This is a genomic window from Pseudoxanthomonas yeongjuensis (assembly GCF_010093345.1).
GTDB classification, from domain to species: Bacteria; Pseudomonadota; Gammaproteobacteria; order Xanthomonadales; family Xanthomonadaceae; genus Pseudoxanthomonas_A; species Pseudoxanthomonas_A yeongjuensis.
Genome location: NZ_PDWT01000007.1, coordinates 24,690 through 41,336 on the forward strand (window position 1 = coordinate 24,690; position 16,647 = coordinate 41,336).

The following is a 16,647-nucleotide window of genomic DNA, read 5'->3' on the forward strand; positions in this document are numbered from 1 at the left end:
GGAATGAAGCAATGACCACCCGTCTCGAAAAGTTCTACAAGGAACAGGTTGTTCCCAGCCTGACCGAGAAATTCGGCTACTCCAATCCGATGGAAGTGCCGAGGATCACCAAGATCACCATCAACATGGGCGTCGGCGAAGCCGCGACCAACAAGAAGATCCTGGAGAATGCGGTCGCCGACCTGGCCAAGATCACCGGCCAGCGCCCGATCACGACCAAGTCGCGCGTCTCGGTGGCTTCGTTCAAGATCCGCGACGGCTGGCCTATCGGCTGCAAGGTCACCCTGCGCCGCGCCAGGATGTTCGAGTTCTTCGATCGCCTGGTCAACGTCGCGCTGCCGCGCGTGCGCGACTTCCGTGGCGTGTCGGCCCGTTCGTTCGACGGTCGCGGTAACTACAACATGGGCGTGAAGGAACAGATCATCTTCCCGGAAATCGACTTCGACCAGGTCGATGCGCTCCGCGGCATGGATATCGCCATCACCACCACCGCCAAGACCGACGCCGAAGCCAAGGCGCTGCTCGAAGCTTTCAAATTCCCGTTCCGCAACTGATCCGCTAAGGAAAACCGTCCATGGCCAAGACCTCAATGGTTAACCGCGACATCAAGCGGGCCAAGCTGTCCAAGAAATACGCCGCCAAGCGCGAAGCGCTGAAGAAGACCATCTCCAGCCCGGGCTCTTCGTACGAAGAAAAGATGGAAGCCGTGACCAGGCTGCAGAAGCTGCCGCGCGATTCGTCGCCGAGCCGCGAGCGCAACCGTTGCGCACTGTCCGGCCGCTCGCGCGGCGTGTACAGCAAGTTCGGCCTGGGCCGCAACATGCTGCGCAAGGCGACGATGAACGGCGACGTGCCTGGCCTGCGCAAGGCCAGCTGGTAATACAAGTTCCTTCAACCAAAGATTTTCGCGAAAGCGGATATCGGTGCACTCATAAGGGTAATACGCAATGAGCATGACTGATCCCATCGCCGACATGCTGGTCCGCATCAAGAATGCGGCCGCTGTGGGCAAGCCGACGGTGAAGATGCCGTCGTCCAACATCAAGGTCGCCATCGCCGGCGTGTTGAAGGCCGAAGGCTATATCGCCGATTCGCGCGTCAACACCGTCGACGGCAAGCCGCAGCTCGAGATCGTGCTGAAGTACTTCGAAGGCAAGCCGGTGATCGAGCGCCTGACCCGTGTTTCGCGTTCGGGCCTGCGTCACTACCGCGGCAAGTCCGACCTGCCGAAGGTGCTGGACGGCCTCGGCGTCGCCATCATTTCCACCTCCAAGGGCATCATGACCGACTCGCAGGCGCGCCAGAATGGCGTCGGCGGTGAAGTCCTGTGCTTCGTGGCTTAAGGGAGTAATCGCATGTCCCGTGTAGCCAAACAGCCGATCACCCTGCCCAAGGGCGTCGAATTCAACAACCAGACCGATACGCTGAGCGTCAAGGGCCCGAAGGGCACTTTGTCGCTGGTCAAGCCGGCCGGCGTCGAGATCAAGCTCGAAGACGGCACCCTCAATCTGTCCCCGGCCACTCCGGCAGACGACGCGATCACCGGCACCATCCGCGCGATCCTGGCCAACATGGTCAAGGGCGTGTCCGAAGGCTTCGAGCGCAAGCTCGAGCTGGTAGGCGTGGGTTACCGCGCCGCGATGCAGGGCAAGGACCTGAACCTGTCGCTGGGCTTTTCGCACCCGGTGCTGTTCAAGACTCCGGAAGGCATCACCATCACCACCCCGACCCAGACCGAAATCCTGGTCCAGGGCTCGGACAAGCAGCGCGTCGGTGAAGTGGCCGCCAAGATTCGCGGTTACCGTCCGCCGGAGCCCTACAAGGGCAAGGGCGTGAAGTACTCCGACGAAGTCATCATTCGCAAGGAAGCCAAGAAAGCCTAATAAGGCTTATCCGCTTCCCAAGGATCAAGATCATGAGCATCAAGAACAACGCCCGTCTCCGCCGCGCCAAGAGCACCCGCGCCCACATCCGTGTGCTCGGCGTGCCGCGCCTGTCGGTGCTGCGCACTGGCCAGCATCTGTACGCGCAACTGTTCAGCGCGGACGGCTCCAAGGTCATCGTCGCCGCCAACACCCTGCAGGCCGACGTCAAGGAAGGCCTGAAGAACGGCAAGAACAGCGACGCCGCTGCCCGCGTGGGCAAGGTGATCGCCGAACGCGCCGTGGCCGCCGGTATCGAGAAGATCGCCTTCGACCGTTCGGGCTACCGTTACCATGGCCGGATCAAGGCCCTGGCCGACGCCGCCCGCGAAGCCGGCCTCAAGTTCTGATTGAAATGCGTGGGGCTCGTCCCCACGCTTAGGCCGCCGGCAAGGTTTTTGCCGGACGCCCCGCGGCTTCTGTCCGTGACGGCGGTCCACCGCAGCATTCCACAACTATAAGCGGCAAAGCCGTAATCACTTAATCATCTAAGGAATCCGGAAATGGCTGAAGAACAACGTGCACCGCGGGGTCGTGATCGCGACCGCAACCGCGAAGAGAAAGTAGACGACGGCATGATCGAGAAGCTGGTCGCGGTCAACCGCGTCAGCAAGACGGTCAAGGGCGGTCGCCAGTTCACCTTCACCGCCTTGACGGTGGTGGGCGACGGCAACGGCAAGATCGGTTTCGGTTACGGCAAGGCGCGCGAAGTGCCGGTCGCGATCCAGAAGTCGATGGAATATGCGCGCAAGGGCATGCTCAATGTCGACCTGAACAACGGCACCTTGTGGCACCCGGTCAAGGCCGGCCACGGCGCGGCGCGTGTGTACATGCAGCCGGCCTCCGAAGGTACCGGCGTGATCGCCGGCGGCGCCATGCGCGCCGTGCTGGAAGCGGTCGGGGTGAAGGACGTGCTGGCCAAGGCCGTGGGTTCGCGCAATCCGATCAACCTGGTGCGCGCCACGCTGAAGGGCCTGGGCGACATGCAGTCGCCGGCCCGCATCGCGGCCAAGCGCGGCAAGAAAATCGAGGAACTCAATTATGGCAAGTGAGTCCAACAAGACCGGTACGGTCAAGAACGGTACCGTTAAAGTCCGCCTGGTGCGCGGCCTGCGTGGTTCCCAGGGCATCCACCGCTTGTCGGTGAAGGCGCTGGGCCTGAACAAGCTCAACGATGTGCGTGAACTGAAGGACAGCCCGCAGGTACGCGGCCTGATCAACAAGGTCCACTACCTCGTTCGCGTCGAGGAGTAATCGATATGCATCTCAACACACTCAAGCCCGGCGAAGGCGCCCGCACCGAGCGCAAGCGCGTCGGTCGCGGTATCGGTTCCGGCCTGGGCAAGACCTGCGGCCGCGGCCACAAGGGTTCGTTCGCGCGTTCGGGCAAGGGCAAGATCAAGGCCAAGTTCGAAGGCGGCCAGATGCCTTTGATCAAGCGCCTGCCGAAGGTCGGTTTCCGCTCGAAGCTGAAGCTGGATTGCGCCGAAGTGATGTCGTACCAGCTGGACAAGCTCGAGGCCGGCGAGATCGATTTCGCCGCGCTGCAGGCCGCCAAGCTGGTTCCGACCAGCGCCAAGCGCGCCAAGATCGTCAAGAAGGGCGACCTGACCAAGAAGTTCGTGCTGAAGGGCATCACTGCCACGGCCGGTGCCAAGGCGGCTATCGAAGCCGTCGGCGGCAGCGTGCAGGAGTAATCGCAGAATGGCGCAAGGCAACGCAGGCGGCGTAGGCGGGTTGGGCAAGTTCACTGAACTGCGCCAGCGCCTGCTGTTCGTGGTCGGCGCGCTGATCGTCTATCGCATCGGTTGCTTCATTCCGGTTCCCGGCGTGAACCCCGATGCGATGCTGGCGATGATGCAGGCGCAGGGCGGCGGCATCGTGGACATGTTCAACATGTTCTCGGGCGGCGCCTTGCACCGTTTCAGCCTGTTCGCACTCAACGTGATGCCCTACATCTCGGCATCCATCGTGTTCCAGCTGGCCGTGCATATCTTTCCTTCGCTCAAGGCGTTGCAGAAGGAAGGCGAATCCGGCCGGCGCAAGATCACCCAGTACTCGCGCATAAGCGCGGTGTTGCTGGCGGTGGTGCAGGGCGGCAGCATCGCGATCGCGTTGCAGAACCAGGTCGCGCCGGGCGGCATGCCGGTGGTCTACAACCCGGGCATGGGCTTCGTTCTGACCGCGGTCGTCGCCCTGACGGCAGGCACGATCTTCCTGATGTGGGTCGGTGAGCAGGTGACCGAGCGCGGCGTCGGCAACGGCGTATCGCTGATCATCTTCGCCGGCATCGTCGCTGGCCTGCCGGTGGCCGTGATCAACACGTTCAGCGCGGTCAACGAAGGCAGCATGAGCGTCATCTCCCTGATCATCATCGCCCTGGTGGTGGCGGGCTTCACCTATTTCGTGGTGTTCGTCGAGAGCGGACAGCGCCGGATCACGGTCAATTACGCGCGCCGCCAGGGTGGCCGCAACGCGTACATGAACCAGACGTCGTTCCTGCCGTTGAAGTTGAACATGTCCGGCGTGATTCCGCCGATCTTCGCCTCCAGCATCCTGGCGTTCCCGGCCACGCTGGCTTTGTGGTCCGGTCAGTCCACCTCGACCGTGTGGCTGCAACGCGCATCGCAGGCGCTGGCGCCTGGGGAGCCGCTGCACATGATCGTCCTCGCGGCCCTGATCACCGGTTTTGCGTTCTTCTATACGGCGCTGGTGTTCAACTCGCAGGAAACCGCGGACAACCTGAAGAAGTCCGGCGCGCTGATCCCGGGTATCCGTCCAGGCAAGGCCACGGCCGACTACGTGGACGCGGTGCTGACCCGTTTGACTGCGATCGGTTCGATGTACCTGGTGGCGGTTTGCCTGTTGCCGGATATCATGCGTACCCAGTTGGGCGCCTCGTTCTACTTCGGCGGCACCTCGTTGCTGATCGTGGTCGTGGTGGTGATGGATTTCATCGCCCAGGTCCAGGCCCACTTGATGTCGCACCAGTACGAAGGCCTGTTGAAGAAAGCCAACCTGAAAGGCAGTTCGCGCGGCGGTATGGCGCGCAACTGAGGAATACCGCGGAGTCTTTCCGCAACAGTCCGGGCATTGTTGGTGGCCGGGCTCGCAACTTCAGATGGGCGGCCTGGGCGGCGATCTCGCGCACAGGTGAGAACCAGCCAGTCCCTGCGCAAGAGTAGCGCGGGGCGGGGCGGATCCTGAACGGCCAAGGCCGGGAGGGCTGCGTCTCAGGCGGGTTCCGGCGCCGGAGCATGGGCACACTCCCCATGCCGTGGTTCCTGCAAGTCATTGGCTTGCAAGGGCTTCCCAGAAACCCGAGATCTTGTTAAAATTCGCAGTTCACTCCGCCGGCTTGCACCAGACCTTCACGGGTTTGCCTGCAATCGGGCCACCAAACACAGTTGGAGAATCGCGTCATGGCGCGTATCGCAGGTGTCAACCTGCCTGCCCAGAAGCACGTCTGGGTCGGGTTGCAGAGCATTTACGGCATTGGCCGTACCCGGTCGAAGAAGGTCTGCGAATCCGCAGGCGTGGCTTCGACCACCAAGATCCGTGACCTGTCCGAGCCGGACGTCGAGCGTTTGCGCGCCGAAATCGGCAAGTTCATCGTCGAAGGCGACCTCCGTCGCGAAGTGGGTATGGCGATCAAGCGCCTGATGGACCTGGGTTGCTACCGCGGCCTGCGTCATCGCCGTGGCTTGCCGCTGCGTGGCCAGCGCACCCGTACCAATGCACGCACCCGCAAGGGTCCGCGCAAAGCCATCAAGAAGTAAGGGGCGCGCATCATGGCCAAACCAGCCGAAAAGAAAGTCAAGAAGAAGATCAAGCGCGTCGTCACCGACGGCGTCGCCCACGTCCACGCTTCTTTCAACAACACCATCATCACCATCACCGACCGCCAGGGCAATGCGCTGTCGTGGGCCACTTCGGGCGGCGCGGGTTTCCGCGGTTCCCGCAAGTCCACGCCGTTCGCAGCGCAGGTCGCCGCCGAAAAGGCCGGCCGCGCCGCACTGGACTACGGTCTGAAGTCGTTGGAAGTACGCATCAAGGGTCCAGGCCCGGGCCGCGAGTCCGCGGTGCGTTCGCTCAACAACGTTGGTTACAAAATCACCAACATCATCGACGTTACGCCTATCCCGCATAACGGTTGCCGCCCGCCCAAAAAGCGTCGCGTCTGAGGAGCTGAAGAGAAATGGCTCGTTATATTGGTCCCACCTGTAAGCTCGCCCGCCGCGAAGGCGCCGATCTTTCCCTCAAGAGCCCGACGCGTGCGTTGGACTCCAAGTGCAAGCTGGAGCAGAAGCCCGGCCAGCACGGCGCCACCAACACCCGCAAGGGCAAGCTGTCCGACTACGCCACCCAGCTGCGCGAGAAGCAGAAGGTCAAGCGCATCTACGGCCTGCTGGAGCGCCAGTTCCGCAACTACTACAAGAAGGCCTCGACCAAGAAGGGCAACACCGGCGAGAACCTGCTGCAGCTGCTGGAAACCCGCCTGGACAACGTCGTCTACCGCATGGGCTTCGCCATCACCCGTCCGTCCGCGCGCCAGCTGGTGTCGCACCGCGGCGTGCTGGTCAACGGCAAGTCGGTGAACCTGCCGTCGTACCAGATCAAGGCCGGCGATGCGATCGAGCTTTCCGAAAAGGCCCAGAAGCAGCTTCGCGTGCAGGAATCCCTGACCGTGTCGCAGCAGATGGACCTCAGCCCCTCGTGGGTTGAAGTGGACTCGAAGAAGTTCAGCGGCGTGTTCAAGGCCGTGCCGGATCGTGCAGACCTGCCCGCCGACATCAACGAAGCGCTGATCGTCGAGTTGTACTCGAAGTAATCCCATCACGAGTCCCCGGATCAGCCGGGGATTTGCAGGAGACCAAGCAACATGACGGTTACCACACAGCAGGTACTGCGTCCCCGCGGCCCGCAAATCGAACGCCTTGGCGACAATCGCGCCAAGGTCGTGATCGAACCGCTGGAACGCGGTTACGGCCACACCCTCGGCAACGCGCTGCGCCGCGTGCTGCTGTCGTCCATCCCCGGCTACGCGATCACCGAAGTCGAGATCGACGGCGTGCTGCACGAATACAGCACCATCGAAGGCTTGCAGGAAGACGTGCTTGAAGTCCTGTTGAACCTCAAGGACGTCGCCATTCGCATCCACACCGGCGACAGCTCCACCCTGACCCTGGCCAAGCAGGGCCCGGGCGTGGTCACCGCCGGCGACATCAAGACCGACCACAACGTCGAGATCCTCAACCCGGGCCTGGTCATCTGCAACCTGACCAAGGACACGGCGATCAACATGCGCCTGAAGATCGAGCGCGGTTTCGGCTACCAGCCGGCTGCCGCCCGCCGCCGTCCGGACGAGGAAACCCGCACCATCGGCCGCCTGATGCTGGACGCTTCGTTCTCGCCCGTGCGCCGCGTCGCCTATGCGGTGGAAGCCGCGCGCGTCGAGCAGCGCACCGACCTGGACAAGCTGGTCCTGGAAATCGAGACCAACGGCACCATCGACGCCGAGGAAGCCGTGCGCACCGCCGCCGATATCCTTAGCGACCAGCTGTCGGTGTTCGGCGATTTCACCCACCGCGACCGTGGCGGCGCCAAGCCGGCTCCGACCGGCGTGGATCCGGTGCTGCTGCGCCCGATCGACGACCTGGAGCTGACCGTGCGTTCGGCCAACTGCCTCAAGGCCGAGAGCATCTACTACATCGGCGACCTGATCCAGAAGACCGAAGTCGAGCTGCTGAAGACCCCGAACCTCGGCAAGAAGTCGCTGACCGAGATCAAGGAAGTCCTCGCCCAGCGCGGCCTCTCTTTGGGCATGAAGCTGGAAAACTGGCCGCCGGCCGGTGTCTCGCAGCACGGCATGCTGGGCTGATCAAGCAATAACGGAAACCCGCAGCAACTGCGGGTTTCCGGTTGTAAACGCAACACAACGCCGACGCACCTGAAGGGGCGCGGCGATGCCCGATCAGGACGACCGGGCTCGGGCCATCCGCAGTCCAGGTACCAACGCCATGATGGCGACAGCGAACTCCAACAGCATCAACATTAACCAGGAATCAAAACCATGCGCCACCAGAAAGCCGGCCGCAAGTTCAGCCGCACCAGCGCCCATCGCCACGCGATGTTCAGCAACATGGCCGCCTCGCTGATCAAGCACGGCCTGATCCGCACCACCCTGCCGAAGGCCAAGGAACTGCGTCGCGTCGCGGAACCGCTGATCACCCTCGGCAAGGTCGACGGCGTCGCCAATCGCCGCCTCGCCTTCGCCCGCCTGCGCGACAAGGAAGCGGTCGGCACCCTGTTCACCACCCTGGGTCCGCGCTACCAGTCGCGCCCGGGCGGCTACCTGCGCATCCTCAAGTGCGGTTTCCGCGCTGGCGACAATGCGCCGATGGCCTACGTCGAACTGCTGGACCGTCCGGAAGCCGCAGCTCTCGTCGAGTAATCCCGTCGAGCAATCGCGCGCGCTCCATGCAATGCACCAGCGAACCCCGGCCATGCGCCGGGGTTCGTTTTTTCGGGCTCGTCACTTGCGGCATATGCCCGATGGCGCAGTCCCGGCGATAATGGCGGCAGTCGTCCGATCCCAGGCATGCCATGAATCCGTTCCGCTGGTCGTTCCGCACGCAGTTCCTTTGCGGCTTCTTCGCGTGTTTCGCGTTGCTCGCCTATGCGCTTTACCTGGAACATTACGGCGGGCTGGTGCCGTGCCCGTTGTGCAGTTTCCAGCGCGGCGCATTCGTGCTTCTCGGCCTGGTGTTCCTGATCGGCGGGTTGCACGCGCCGCGTGGCCGTGCCGGGCGGGGAACCTATGGCGTACTCGCATTGCTGGCCGCCGCACTGGGGATTTCGATCGCCGGCCGCCACGTCTGGCTGCAACACCTGCCGGCGGACCAGGTGCCCGCCTGCGGCCCGGACCTGTCGTTCATGATGGAAGCCTTCCCGCTGGCCGATGTGTTGCGCAAGGTGTTCACCGGTTCCGGTGAATGCGCGCGGGTCGACTGGACCTTCCTCGGCCTGGCGATGCCGGCATGGAGCCTGATCTGTTTCGCGGTGCTCGCGCTGTGGGCGCTGCATGCCGGTTTCCGCAGGCGGAAGGTTTCATAAGCAAGAATTGACGCGGCGCATCATTCTGGCAACATGGTGATCCGCCAAGGAAACCGCCATGAGCAACACCGACCGCAATCTCCGTGCCGTGAACATTCCCGCCGAGTGGACGCCCGCTTCCTGGCGCTCGCGCACCGCGGTGCAGATGCCCACGTATCCGGACGCGCAGGCGCTGGAATCGGCGCAGGGTGAGTTGCGGCGACTGCCGCCGTTGGTGACTTCCTGGGAAATCTTCGCACTGAAGAAGCAGCTGGCCGAAGCGCAGGAAGGCAAGCGCTTCCTGCTGCAGGGCGGCGATTGCGCGGAAAGCTTCAGCGACTGCGAGTCCGGGCTGATTTCCAACCGCCTGAAAGTCCTCCTGCAGATGAGCCTGGTGCTGGTCCATGGCCTGCGCCTGCCGGTGGTGCGCGTGGGTCGCTTCGCCGGCCAGTACGCCAAGCCGCGCTCCACCGACACCGAAACCCGCGACGGCGTGACCTTGCCCAGCTACCGCGGCGATCTGGTCAACCAGCCCGAGTTCACCGCCGAAGCGCGCATCCCGGACCCGCGACGGATGATCAAGGCGCATGCGCGCTCGGCGATGACCATGAATTTCGTGCGCGCGCTGATCGATGGCGGCTTCGCCGACCTGCATCATCCCGAATACTGGAACCTCAACTGGGTCGGCTACTCGCCCAACGCCAACGAATACCAGCAGATGGTCACTTCCATCGGCGATGCGGTGCGTTTCATGGAGACGCTGTCCGGTTCGGAGGTGCACAACTTGAACCGCATCGATTTCTACACTTCGCACGAAGCCCTGCTGCTGCCGTACGAGGAAGGGCTGACCCGCGAAGTGCCGCGACAGTGGGGCTGGTTCAACCTGAGCACGCATTACCCGTGGATCGGCATGCGTACCGCCGCGGTCGATGGCGCGCACGTGGAATACCTGCGCGGCGTGCGTAATCCGATCGCGCTGAAAGTGGGGCCTTCGGTGAATCCGGACCAGCTGCTGCGCCTGATCGATATCCTCAATCCCGAAGACGAGCCGGGCCGCCTGACCTTCATCCATCGCATGGGCGCGACCCAGATCGCGGAGAAGCTGCCGCCGTTGCTCGATGCGGTGCGCCGCGACGGGCGGCGCGTGCTGTGGGTCTGCGATCCGATGCATGGCAACACCGAAAGCACGTCGAACGGCTACAAGACGCGCCGCTTCGACAACATCCGCGGCGAAGTGGAACAGTCCTTCGACCTGCATGCCGCCGCTGGGACGCGACTGGGTGGCGTGCACCTGGAGCTGACCGGCGAGGATGTCACCGAGTGCACTGGCGGCGCGCGTGAACTGACCGATATCGATCTCGAGCGCGCCTACCGCTCGACGGTCGATCCGCGACTGAATTACGAGCAGTCGCTGGAGATCGCGATGTCGATCGTGCGCAAGCAGAACCAGCTGGCGGCGCCCGCCGCGCGCCAATAACGATCGGCTGCGGGGGCCAGCCAAGCCTCGTTCTTCGAGGGTCCGGGTCGATCCCGCGAGATGCAGGTTCGCGGGAGACCGACGCGGATCCTACTGATGCGCCTTGGCGGCGGCCGGCATACTCGGCAGGTATTTCGGCGGCTCGCGCGCCAAGGTCAGCTGCTCGTAGGCATAACCCAGTTCGATCAACCGCGGCTCGCTCCACGCGGTGCCCATGAACACGATGCCCAGCGGCAAGCCATTGCTGCTGCCCATCGGGATGGTCAGGCTGGGATAACCGGCGACCGCGGCGGCGCCATAGCCGGCGCCGGGGAAGCGATCGCCGGCCTGCCGATCGATGACCCAGGCCGGTCCGGTGGCGGGTGCGATCAATGCATCCAGTTGCTGTGCCTTCAACGCCACATCGATGCCCTCCGGCCCGGCCAGTCGCTTGGCCCGCGAGCGGGCGCCGATATAGGACTCTTCGCCCAGGCCGCCCTTGGCATTGGCCTGCTCGAACAATTCCTGGCCGAAGAACGGCATCTCGGAATCACGGTATTGCTGGTTGTAGCCGATCAGCTGGGACAGGCTTTTCAGCGGCGCGTCCTGTCTGGCCAGATAGCGTTCCAGCCCGGACTTGAATTCGTAAAGCAGCAGCGTGTCTTCGTCGTCCGACCATTGACCGTCGGTGGGGATCTCGGCATCGACCACGGTGGCGCCGGCTTCGCGCAGGGTCTTGATCGCCACTTCCATGGCCGCGGCGGCATCGGGATGGATGGCGAACTTGCTGCGCAGCACGCCGATGCGCGCGCCCTTCAGGCCATTCGGGTTCAGGTGCGCGTGGTAATCCAGGGTGGTGTTCCAGGCCGCGTTGCCGGTGGCCGGGTCGGCGTCGTCGCGCCCGGCCAGCACGGTCAGCAGTTGCGCCGCATCGGCGACGTTGCGGGTCATCGGCCCGGCGCTGTCCTGGCTGAAGGAGATGGGGATGATGCCTTCACGGCTGATCAGTCCGACGGTGGGCTTCAGGCCCACTACGCCGTTCATCGCGGCGGGGCAGATGATGCTGCCATCGGTTTCGGTGCCGATAGCGGCCACGGCCAGATTGGCCGAAACCGCCACTGCGCTGCCCGAACTGGAACCGCAGGGACTGCGGTCCAGGACATAGGGATTGCGCGTCGGCCCGCCACGGCCGCTCCAGCCGGAGGTGGAATGGGTGGAGCGGAAGTTCGCCCATTCGCTGAGGTTGGTCTTGCCCAGGATCACCGCGCCGGCCTCGCGCAGACGCCGGACCAGGAAGGCGTCGCTGCGCGGATGGAACTCATTGAGCGCCAGCGAGCCCGCGGAATTGGCCATCGGGGTCGCGCCGATGTTGTCCTTCAGCAGGATCGGGATGCCATGCAGCGGGCCACGCACGGAATTGGTGTTGCGTTCGACATCGCGGAGCGCGGCTTCCTTCATCGCGTCGGGGTTGATCTCGATCACCGCATTGAGCGCCGGGCCGGCCTTGTCGATGGCGGCGATGCGGTCCAGGTAGGCCTGGGTCAGCGTGCGGCTGTCCAGTTCGCCACGCTGCATGCGCGCCTGCAGGTCGGCGATGTCGGCTTCCGCATAGATGAAGTCGGTAGGCTCGGCGGCGGCCCTCGTCGGCGTGGCATCGGGGGCGGTGGAATCGCAAGCGCCGAGCGCAAGGATGAGAGCGAGCAACAGCGGGATGCGCCGCATCAAGTCGGGTCCGGAAGAAAGTGCGTGATGCAGGCTACCCAGCATCGGGTGCGTGCGCAATGGCAAGCAGGACGGATCCGGGCGCTGATGGAACGCGCTTCAGTGGCGTCGTTTGAGCAGGTCGCGCGCAAGGATGGCGACCACCGCCAGGTTGATGGCCAGCACCAGCCAGGTATGCCAGCCGGGATGGTGGTACAGGGCGTACAGATCCAGTGGCAGGTAGGCGGCCGTGCCCACGCAGCCCAGCCACGAGGCCCAGGCCTTGGCCCGCCACAGACCCCAGGCCTCGACCAGGCGCCAGATCGCGTACAGGGTGACCACGGCCACGGCCAGATGCACGGCGCCAGGATTGATCGCATTCAACAGCGAGGGCAGGGTGCCGTGGTCCGGGTCGAGGTTGAACCTGGCGATCAAGCCGGAGATCACATTGCGCAGCGGCTGCGGCCCCAGCACTTCCAGGCTGGCGGCCGCGATCAGGGCCAGGAAACCCTTCAGGCCTTCGAACAAGGCCAGCACATGCAGGCCCGGATGCGCCCGCGGCGCCGGGTTGTAATGGGTTTCCGTCACTACGCTACGACGCGCCGGTCCTGGCGGATCGATCAGGCGGCGCGCGAGGCGCGCTTGCGGTCGCTCTCGTTGAGGAACTTCTTGCGCAGGCGGATTTCCTTCGGGGTGACTTCGACCAGTTCGTCGTCCTCGATGAAGTCCAGCGCCTGCTCCAGCGAATACTTGATCGCCGGGGTCAGCTTGATCGCATCGTCCTTGCCGGAGGCGCGCATGTTGGTCAGCGGCTTGGTCTTGATGGCGTTGACGGTGAGGTCGTTGTCCTTCGAGTGGATGCCGATCAGCTGGCCTTCGTAGACGTTGTCGCCTTCGGCGGCGAACAGCTTGCCGCGTTCTTCCAGCGGCCCAAGCGAATAAGCCGGCGTGGCGCCGGGCGCATTGGCGATCATCACCCCGTTCTGGCGCTTGGCGATGGCGCCCTGTTCCTTCGGGCCGTAATGGTCGAATACGTGGAACAGCAGGCCCGAACCCTGGGTCAGGGTCTTGAATTCGTTCTGGAAGCCGATCAGGCCGCGCGCCGGAATCATGTAGTCCAGGCGCACGCGGCCCCTGCCGTCGGATTCCATGTTCTTCAGCTGGCCCTTGCGTACGCCGAGCTTTTCCATGACCCCGCCCTGGTGCTGCTCCTCGATGTCCACCACCAGTTGCTCGACCGGCTCCATCTGCTTGCCGTCGATCTCCTTGATGATGACCTCGGGACGCGACACGGCCAGCTCGAAACCTTCGCGGCGCATGTTCTCGATCAGCACCGACAGGTGCAGCTCGCCGCGGCCGGAGACCAGGAACTTGTCCGGATCCGAACCTTCCTCGACCTTCAGCGCCACGTTGTGCAGGGTCTCGCGTTCCAGGCGCTCGCGGATCTGGCGGCTGGTGATGAACTTGCCGCCGCTGTGCTCCTTGCTGCCCGCGAACGGCGAGTTGTTGACCTGGAAGGTCATCGAGATGGTCGGTTCATCGACGGTCAGGGCCGGCAGCGCTTCCGGGGTGTCCAGCGCGCAGATCGTGTCGGAAATGCTGAGCTCGGCGACGCCGGAGATGGCGACGATGTCGCCCGCTTCGGCTTCCTCGACTTCCACGCGCTCCAGGCCCATGAAGCCGAGCACCTGCAGGACCTTGCCCTGGCGCTTCTTGCCTTCGCGGTCGACGACGCTGACCGCCATGTTGGTGCGGACCTTGCCGCGCTGGATGCGGCCGACGCCGATCAGGCCGACGAAGTTGTTGTAGTCGAGCTGGCTGACGCGCATCTGGAAGGGACCGTCCGGGTCCACCGTCGGCGCCGGTACGTGCTTCATGATCGCTTCGTACAGCGGGGTCATGTCGCCGTCGCGGGCGGCATCGTCGAGGCTGGCGTAGCCGTGCAGCGCCGAGGCGTAGACGATCGGGAAATCGAGCTGCTCGTTGGTGGCGCCGAGCTTGTCGAACAGGTCGAACACCTGGTCGATGACCCAGTCCGGACGCGCGCCCGGGCGGTCGATCTTGTTGACTACCACTATCGGCTTGAAACCCATGTCGAACGCTTTTTGGGTCACGAAGCGGGTCTGCGGCATCGGTCCGTCCATCGCGTCGACCAGGATCAGCACCGAGTCGACCATCGACAGCACGCGCTCGACCTCGCCGCCGAAGTCGGCGTGGCCCGGGGTATCGACGATATTGATGCGGTTGCCCCGCCAGGTGATGGCCGTGTTCTTGGACAGGATCGTGATGCCACGTTCCTTTTCCTGGTCGTTGCTGTCCATCACCCGCTCGGCCAACACGGTGCGTTCGTTGAAGGTGCCGGACTGCTTCAGCAGGCAGTCGACGAGGGTGGTCTTGCCGTGGTCGACGTGGGCGACGATGGCGATGTTGCGGAGATTTTGGATGGACATGGGAAAGGCGCGCCGTTCGGGCACGCTGGGGCCTGGAAAGAAGCCGGGTATTATATAGAACCTGGCGCCGAGCCATTCATCTAATCTGGATCCATTCATGTCCCTGATCGCCACCTTCGACACCGCCCGCGGCCCCATCAAGGTCGAGCTGTACCCGGACAAGGCCCCGCTGACCGTGGCCAATTTCGTCAATCTGGCCCAGCGCGGCTTTTATGACGGCCTCAATTTCCACCGGGTCATCCCCGATTTCATGATCCAGGGCGGCTGCCCCGAGGGTTCCGGCCGTGGCGGCCCGGGCTACCGGTTCGAGGACGAGACCAACAATGGCGTGCGCCACGAGCGCGGGGTGCTGTCCATGGCCAATGCCGGCCCCAACACCAACGGCAGCCAGTTCTTCATCACCCACGTGGCCACCCCGTGGCTGGACGGCAAGCACACCGTGTTCGGCAAGGTCGTCGAAGGCCTGGACGTGGTCGACAGCGTGGCCGGCGGCGATGCCCTCGCCTCGGTGAAGATCGAAGGCGACACCGCCGCCGTGCTGGCCGCCAAGGCCGACCGCGTTGCCGAGTGGAACAAGTACCTCAGCGCCTGAGGTATCCGGGTTGCCTGTGGGAGGGGCTTTGGCCCCGACGCTCTGGTATCGGAAAGCATCGGGGCCGAGGCCCCTCCCGCAACAGGAGAGCGAACCCGCGCTCATGCTAAAATTTTGCGCCGCAACAGCGGCTCGTTTCCCTCACCCCCACGAGGTTCTGCAATGCTCAAGTTAGCCGGGCGCATGGGTCGCGCCAAGCCCAGTGCGATCATGGCGGTCGCCGAAAAAGCCAAGAAGCTCAAGGCCGCCGGCCGCGACATCATCAGCTTCTCGATCGGCGTGCCCAATTTCCTGCCTGGCGAACACGTCTACCAGGCCGCACGCGACGCGCTGTCCAAGGATTCGGGGCAATACGGTTCCAACCGCGGCGCCGATGCGCTGCTGGATGCCTTCCTCAAGCACATGCAGGACCTCGGCCTGACCGGCTATACCCGCGCCAACCTGTCCACCGGCATCGGCGCCAAGCACGTGCTGTACAACCTGGCCGAAGTGTTGCTGGACGAGGGCGACACCATCGCGTTCCCGACGCCGTACTGGACCTCGTACGTCGATATCGCCGAGATCGTCAACGCCAGAATCCTGCTGCTGCCGTGCCCGGCCGGCCAGGATTACAAGCTGACTCCCGCGCAGCTCGATGCCGCGCTGGCGACCAAGCCCAAGGTGTTCCTGTTCAACAATCCTTCCAACCCGACCGGCATGGTCTATACGAAGGAAGAAGTCATCGCCCTGGCCGAAGTGCTGGTGAAGCATCCGCAGACCTGGATCATCACCGACGACATCTACAACCGCATGCTGTTCGACGGCCTGGAGTACTTCAACTTCGTGCAAGCGCGGCCGGAACTGCGCGAGCGCACCGTGTTCGTGGATTCGCTGTCCAAGACCTACGGCATGCCCGGCTGGCGCGTCGGCTTCATGGCCGGCCCCGAAGCCATCGCCCAGGCGGTGACCACGCTCAACTCGAACCACATCACCAATATCCCGGAAGTGACCACGGCCGCCGCCATCGCCGCGCTGTCGGGTCCGCAGGACGTGACGACGGCCAAGAACCTGGAGTTCCAGGGCAAGCGCGACCAGGTCATGGCCGCATTGGCCGCGATCCCGGGAGTGGTCTGCCCGCGTCCGCAGGGCGCGTTCTATGTGTTCCCGGACATCAGCGTGGCCTTCGGCAAGTCGCATGACGGTGTCGCGATCAACAACGACATCGATTTCTGCAATGCGCTGCTGGAAAGCAAGGGTGTGGCCTGCGTGCCGGGCTCGGCCTTCGGCGAGCCGCGCGCGCTGCGCATCAGCTACACCTGTCCGACCGCGCAACTGGCGCCGGGCATGCAGCGGATCCAGGAATTCTTCGCCGAGTTGAAATGACCGTAGGGTGGGCTCCGGCCCACCATCTTTCCCGTGCGGTGGGCCAGGGCCCACCCTATGAAACCCGAG

Annotated in this window: 21 protein-coding genes; 18 read left to right on the forward strand and 3 right to left on the reverse strand. The window is 64.1% G+C overall.

Features of this window, described 5'->3' with window-relative positions; genetic code table 11:
- The first annotated feature begins 11 nt into the window (after positions 1-11).
- The 16 genes from rplE (at position 12) to CSC74_RS14845 (ending at position 10,494) form a co-directional block, all read left to right on the forward strand.
- Positions 12-554 carry a 50S ribosomal protein L5 gene (gene rplE / locus CSC74_RS14770; protein ID WP_162315259.1) on the forward strand — a complete coding sequence of 181 codons (543 nt, stop codon included), beginning with the start codon at positions 12-14 and terminating at the stop codon, positions 552-554.
- Between the two features lie 20 nt (positions 555-574).
- Entirely contained in the window at positions 575-880 is a 306-nt protein-coding gene (gene rpsN / locus CSC74_RS14775; protein WP_162315260.1) for a 30S ribosomal protein S14, read from the forward strand.
- 67 nt (positions 881-947) lie between these two features.
- Positions 948-1,343, forward strand: a complete 396-nt coding sequence (rpsH, locus tag CSC74_RS14780; protein ID WP_162315261.1) for a 30S ribosomal protein S8 — start codon at positions 948-950, stop codon at positions 1,341-1,343.
- A gap of 12 nt (positions 1,344-1,355) precedes the next feature.
- A complete protein-coding gene (gene rplF / locus CSC74_RS14785) occupies positions 1,356-1,883 on the forward strand; it encodes a 50S ribosomal protein L6 (protein WP_162315262.1) in 528 nt (175 codons plus the stop codon).
- A gap of 32 nt (positions 1,884-1,915) precedes the next feature.
- Positions 1,916-2,272 (forward strand): 50S ribosomal protein L18, encoded by a 357-nt coding sequence (gene rplR / locus CSC74_RS14790; RefSeq protein ID WP_162315263.1) that lies wholly within the window; start codon positions 1,916-1,918, stop codon positions 2,270-2,272.
- A 153-nt stretch (positions 2,273-2,425) separates the two neighbouring features.
- Positions 2,426-2,974 carry a 30S ribosomal protein S5 gene (gene rpsE, locus CSC74_RS14795; RefSeq protein WP_162315264.1) on the forward strand — a complete coding sequence of 183 codons (549 nt, stop codon included), beginning with the start codon at positions 2,426-2,428 and terminating at the stop codon, positions 2,972-2,974.
- The gene (gene rpmD, locus CSC74_RS14800; RefSeq protein WP_162315265.1) at positions 2,964-3,176 is read left to right on the forward strand and encodes a 50S ribosomal protein L30; all 213 of its coding nucleotides are present in this window, start codon (positions 2,964-2,966) and stop codon (positions 3,174-3,176) included. Before rpsE ends, rpmD begins: the two co-directional genes overlap by 11 nt.
- A gap of 5 nt (positions 3,177-3,181) precedes the next feature.
- Complete coding sequence (gene rplO, locus CSC74_RS14805) at positions 3,182-3,619, forward strand: 50S ribosomal protein L15 (RefSeq protein WP_425501467.1); 438 nt, start codon at positions 3,182-3,184, stop codon at positions 3,617-3,619.
- 7 nt (positions 3,620-3,626) lie between these two features.
- The gene (gene secY / locus CSC74_RS14810; RefSeq protein WP_162315266.1) at positions 3,627-4,979 is read left to right on the forward strand and encodes a preprotein translocase subunit SecY; all 1,353 of its coding nucleotides are present in this window, start codon (positions 3,627-3,629) and stop codon (positions 4,977-4,979) included.
- 365 nt (positions 4,980-5,344) lie between these two features.
- Positions 5,345-5,701 (forward strand): 30S ribosomal protein S13, encoded by a 357-nt coding sequence (rpsM, locus tag CSC74_RS14815; RefSeq protein ID WP_162315267.1) that lies wholly within the window; start codon positions 5,345-5,347, stop codon positions 5,699-5,701.
- Between the two features lie 12 nt (positions 5,702-5,713).
- Entirely contained in the window at positions 5,714-6,106 is a 393-nt protein-coding gene (gene rpsK / locus CSC74_RS14820; protein WP_162315268.1) for a 30S ribosomal protein S11, read from the forward strand.
- A gap of 14 nt (positions 6,107-6,120) precedes the next feature.
- Positions 6,121-6,753, forward strand: coding sequence for a 30S ribosomal protein S4 (gene rpsD, locus CSC74_RS14825; RefSeq protein WP_162315269.1), 633 nt, complete (start codon positions 6,121-6,123; stop codon positions 6,751-6,753).
- A 51-nt stretch (positions 6,754-6,804) separates the two neighbouring features.
- Complete coding sequence (locus tag CSC74_RS14830; protein ID WP_162315270.1) at positions 6,805-7,803, forward strand: DNA-directed RNA polymerase subunit alpha; 999 nt, start codon at positions 6,805-6,807, stop codon at positions 7,801-7,803.
- A 192-nt stretch (positions 7,804-7,995) separates the two neighbouring features.
- On the forward strand, positions 7,996-8,376 hold the full coding sequence (gene rplQ, locus CSC74_RS14835; protein ID WP_162315271.1) for a 50S ribosomal protein L17: 381 nt from the start codon (positions 7,996-7,998) through the stop codon (positions 8,374-8,376).
- Between the two features lie 152 nt (positions 8,377-8,528).
- A complete protein-coding gene (locus CSC74_RS14840; RefSeq protein ID WP_162315272.1) occupies positions 8,529-9,038 on the forward strand; it encodes a disulfide bond formation protein B in 510 nt (169 codons plus the stop codon).
- Between the two features lie 58 nt (positions 9,039-9,096).
- Positions 9,097-10,494 (forward strand): class II 3-deoxy-7-phosphoheptulonate synthase, encoded by a 1,398-nt coding sequence (locus CSC74_RS14845; protein ID WP_162315273.1) that lies wholly within the window; start codon positions 9,097-9,099, stop codon positions 10,492-10,494.
- A gap of 90 nt (positions 10,495-10,584) precedes the next feature.
- Here the strand turns inward: CSC74_RS14845 and CSC74_RS14850 are convergent, their stop codons facing one another.
- The 3 genes from CSC74_RS14850 to typA all read right to left on the reverse strand — a co-directional run bounded on the left by CSC74_RS14850 (position 10,585) and on the right by typA (position 14,624).
- Entirely contained in the window at positions 10,585-12,180 is a 1,596-nt protein-coding gene (locus tag CSC74_RS14850) for an amidase (protein WP_425501469.1), read from the reverse strand.
- Positions 12,181-12,294: 114 nt separating this feature from the next.
- Positions 12,295-12,762, reverse strand: a complete 468-nt coding sequence (locus CSC74_RS14855) for a DUF2127 domain-containing protein (RefSeq protein WP_162315275.1) — start codon at positions 12,760-12,762, stop codon at positions 12,295-12,297.
- 32 nt (positions 12,763-12,794) lie between these two features.
- A complete protein-coding gene (typA, locus tag CSC74_RS14860; RefSeq protein WP_162315276.1) occupies positions 12,795-14,624 on the reverse strand; it encodes a translational GTPase TypA in 1,830 nt (609 codons plus the stop codon).
- A gap of 97 nt (positions 14,625-14,721) precedes the next feature.
- Between typA and CSC74_RS14865 the strand changes: the two genes are divergently transcribed.
- Together CSC74_RS14865 and CSC74_RS14870 are read left to right on the forward strand one after the other, a co-directional pair.
- A complete protein-coding gene (locus CSC74_RS14865; protein ID WP_162315277.1) occupies positions 14,722-15,216 on the forward strand; it encodes a peptidylprolyl isomerase in 495 nt (164 codons plus the stop codon).
- Between the two features lie 162 nt (positions 15,217-15,378).
- Positions 15,379-16,578, forward strand: a complete 1,200-nt coding sequence (locus tag CSC74_RS14870; RefSeq protein WP_162315278.1) for an aminotransferase class I/II-fold pyridoxal phosphate-dependent enzyme — start codon at positions 15,379-15,381, stop codon at positions 16,576-16,578.
- Positions 16,579-16,647: the final 69 nt, after the last annotated feature.

Excerpts from the sequence above, each read along its gene's own strand:
- rplE (WP_162315259.1), top strand. The coding sequence starts at position 12 with ATGACCACCCGTCTCGAAAAGTTCTACAAGGAACAGGTTGTTCCCAGC.
- rpsN (WP_162315260.1), top strand. The coding sequence starts at position 575 with ATGGCCAAGACCTCAATGGTTAACCGCGACATCAAGCGGGCCAAGCTG.
- rpsH (WP_162315261.1), top strand. The coding sequence starts at position 948 with ATGAGCATGACTGATCCCATCGCCGACATGCTGGTCCGCATCAAGAAT.
- rplF (WP_162315262.1), top strand. The coding sequence starts at position 1,356 with ATGTCCCGTGTAGCCAAACAGCCGATCACCCTGCCCAAGGGCGTCGAA.
- rplR (WP_162315263.1), top strand. The coding sequence starts at position 1,916 with ATGAGCATCAAGAACAACGCCCGTCTCCGCCGCGCCAAGAGCACCCGC.
- rpsE (WP_162315264.1), top strand. The coding sequence starts at position 2,426 with ATGGCTGAAGAACAACGTGCACCGCGGGGTCGTGATCGCGACCGCAAC.
- rpmD (WP_162315265.1), top strand. The coding sequence starts at position 2,964 with ATGGCAAGTGAGTCCAACAAGACCGGTACGGTCAAGAACGGTACCGTT.
- rplO (WP_425501467.1), top strand. The coding sequence starts at position 3,182 with ATGCATCTCAACACACTCAAGCCCGGCGAAGGCGCCCGCACCGAGCGC.
- secY (WP_162315266.1), top strand. The coding sequence starts at position 3,627 with ATGGCGCAAGGCAACGCAGGCGGCGTAGGCGGGTTGGGCAAGTTCACT.
- rpsM (WP_162315267.1), top strand. The coding sequence starts at position 5,345 with ATGGCGCGTATCGCAGGTGTCAACCTGCCTGCCCAGAAGCACGTCTGG.
- rpsK (WP_162315268.1), top strand. The coding sequence starts at position 5,714 with ATGGCCAAACCAGCCGAAAAGAAAGTCAAGAAGAAGATCAAGCGCGTC.
- rpsD (WP_162315269.1), top strand. The coding sequence starts at position 6,121 with ATGGCTCGTTATATTGGTCCCACCTGTAAGCTCGCCCGCCGCGAAGGC.
- CSC74_RS14830 (WP_162315270.1), top strand. The coding sequence starts at position 6,805 with ATGACGGTTACCACACAGCAGGTACTGCGTCCCCGCGGCCCGCAAATC.
- rplQ (WP_162315271.1), top strand. The coding sequence starts at position 7,996 with ATGCGCCACCAGAAAGCCGGCCGCAAGTTCAGCCGCACCAGCGCCCAT.
- CSC74_RS14840 (WP_162315272.1), top strand. The coding sequence starts at position 8,529 with ATGAATCCGTTCCGCTGGTCGTTCCGCACGCAGTTCCTTTGCGGCTTC.
- CSC74_RS14845 (WP_162315273.1), top strand. The coding sequence starts at position 9,097 with ATGAGCAACACCGACCGCAATCTCCGTGCCGTGAACATTCCCGCCGAG.
- typA (WP_162315276.1), bottom strand. The coding sequence starts at position 14,624 with ATGTCCATCCAAAATCTCCGCAACATCGCCATCGTCGCCCACGTCGAC.
- CSC74_RS14865 (WP_162315277.1), top strand. The coding sequence starts at position 14,722 with ATGTCCCTGATCGCCACCTTCGACACCGCCCGCGGCCCCATCAAGGTC.
- CSC74_RS14870 (WP_162315278.1), top strand. The coding sequence starts at position 15,379 with ATGCTCAAGTTAGCCGGGCGCATGGGTCGCGCCAAGCCCAGTGCGATC.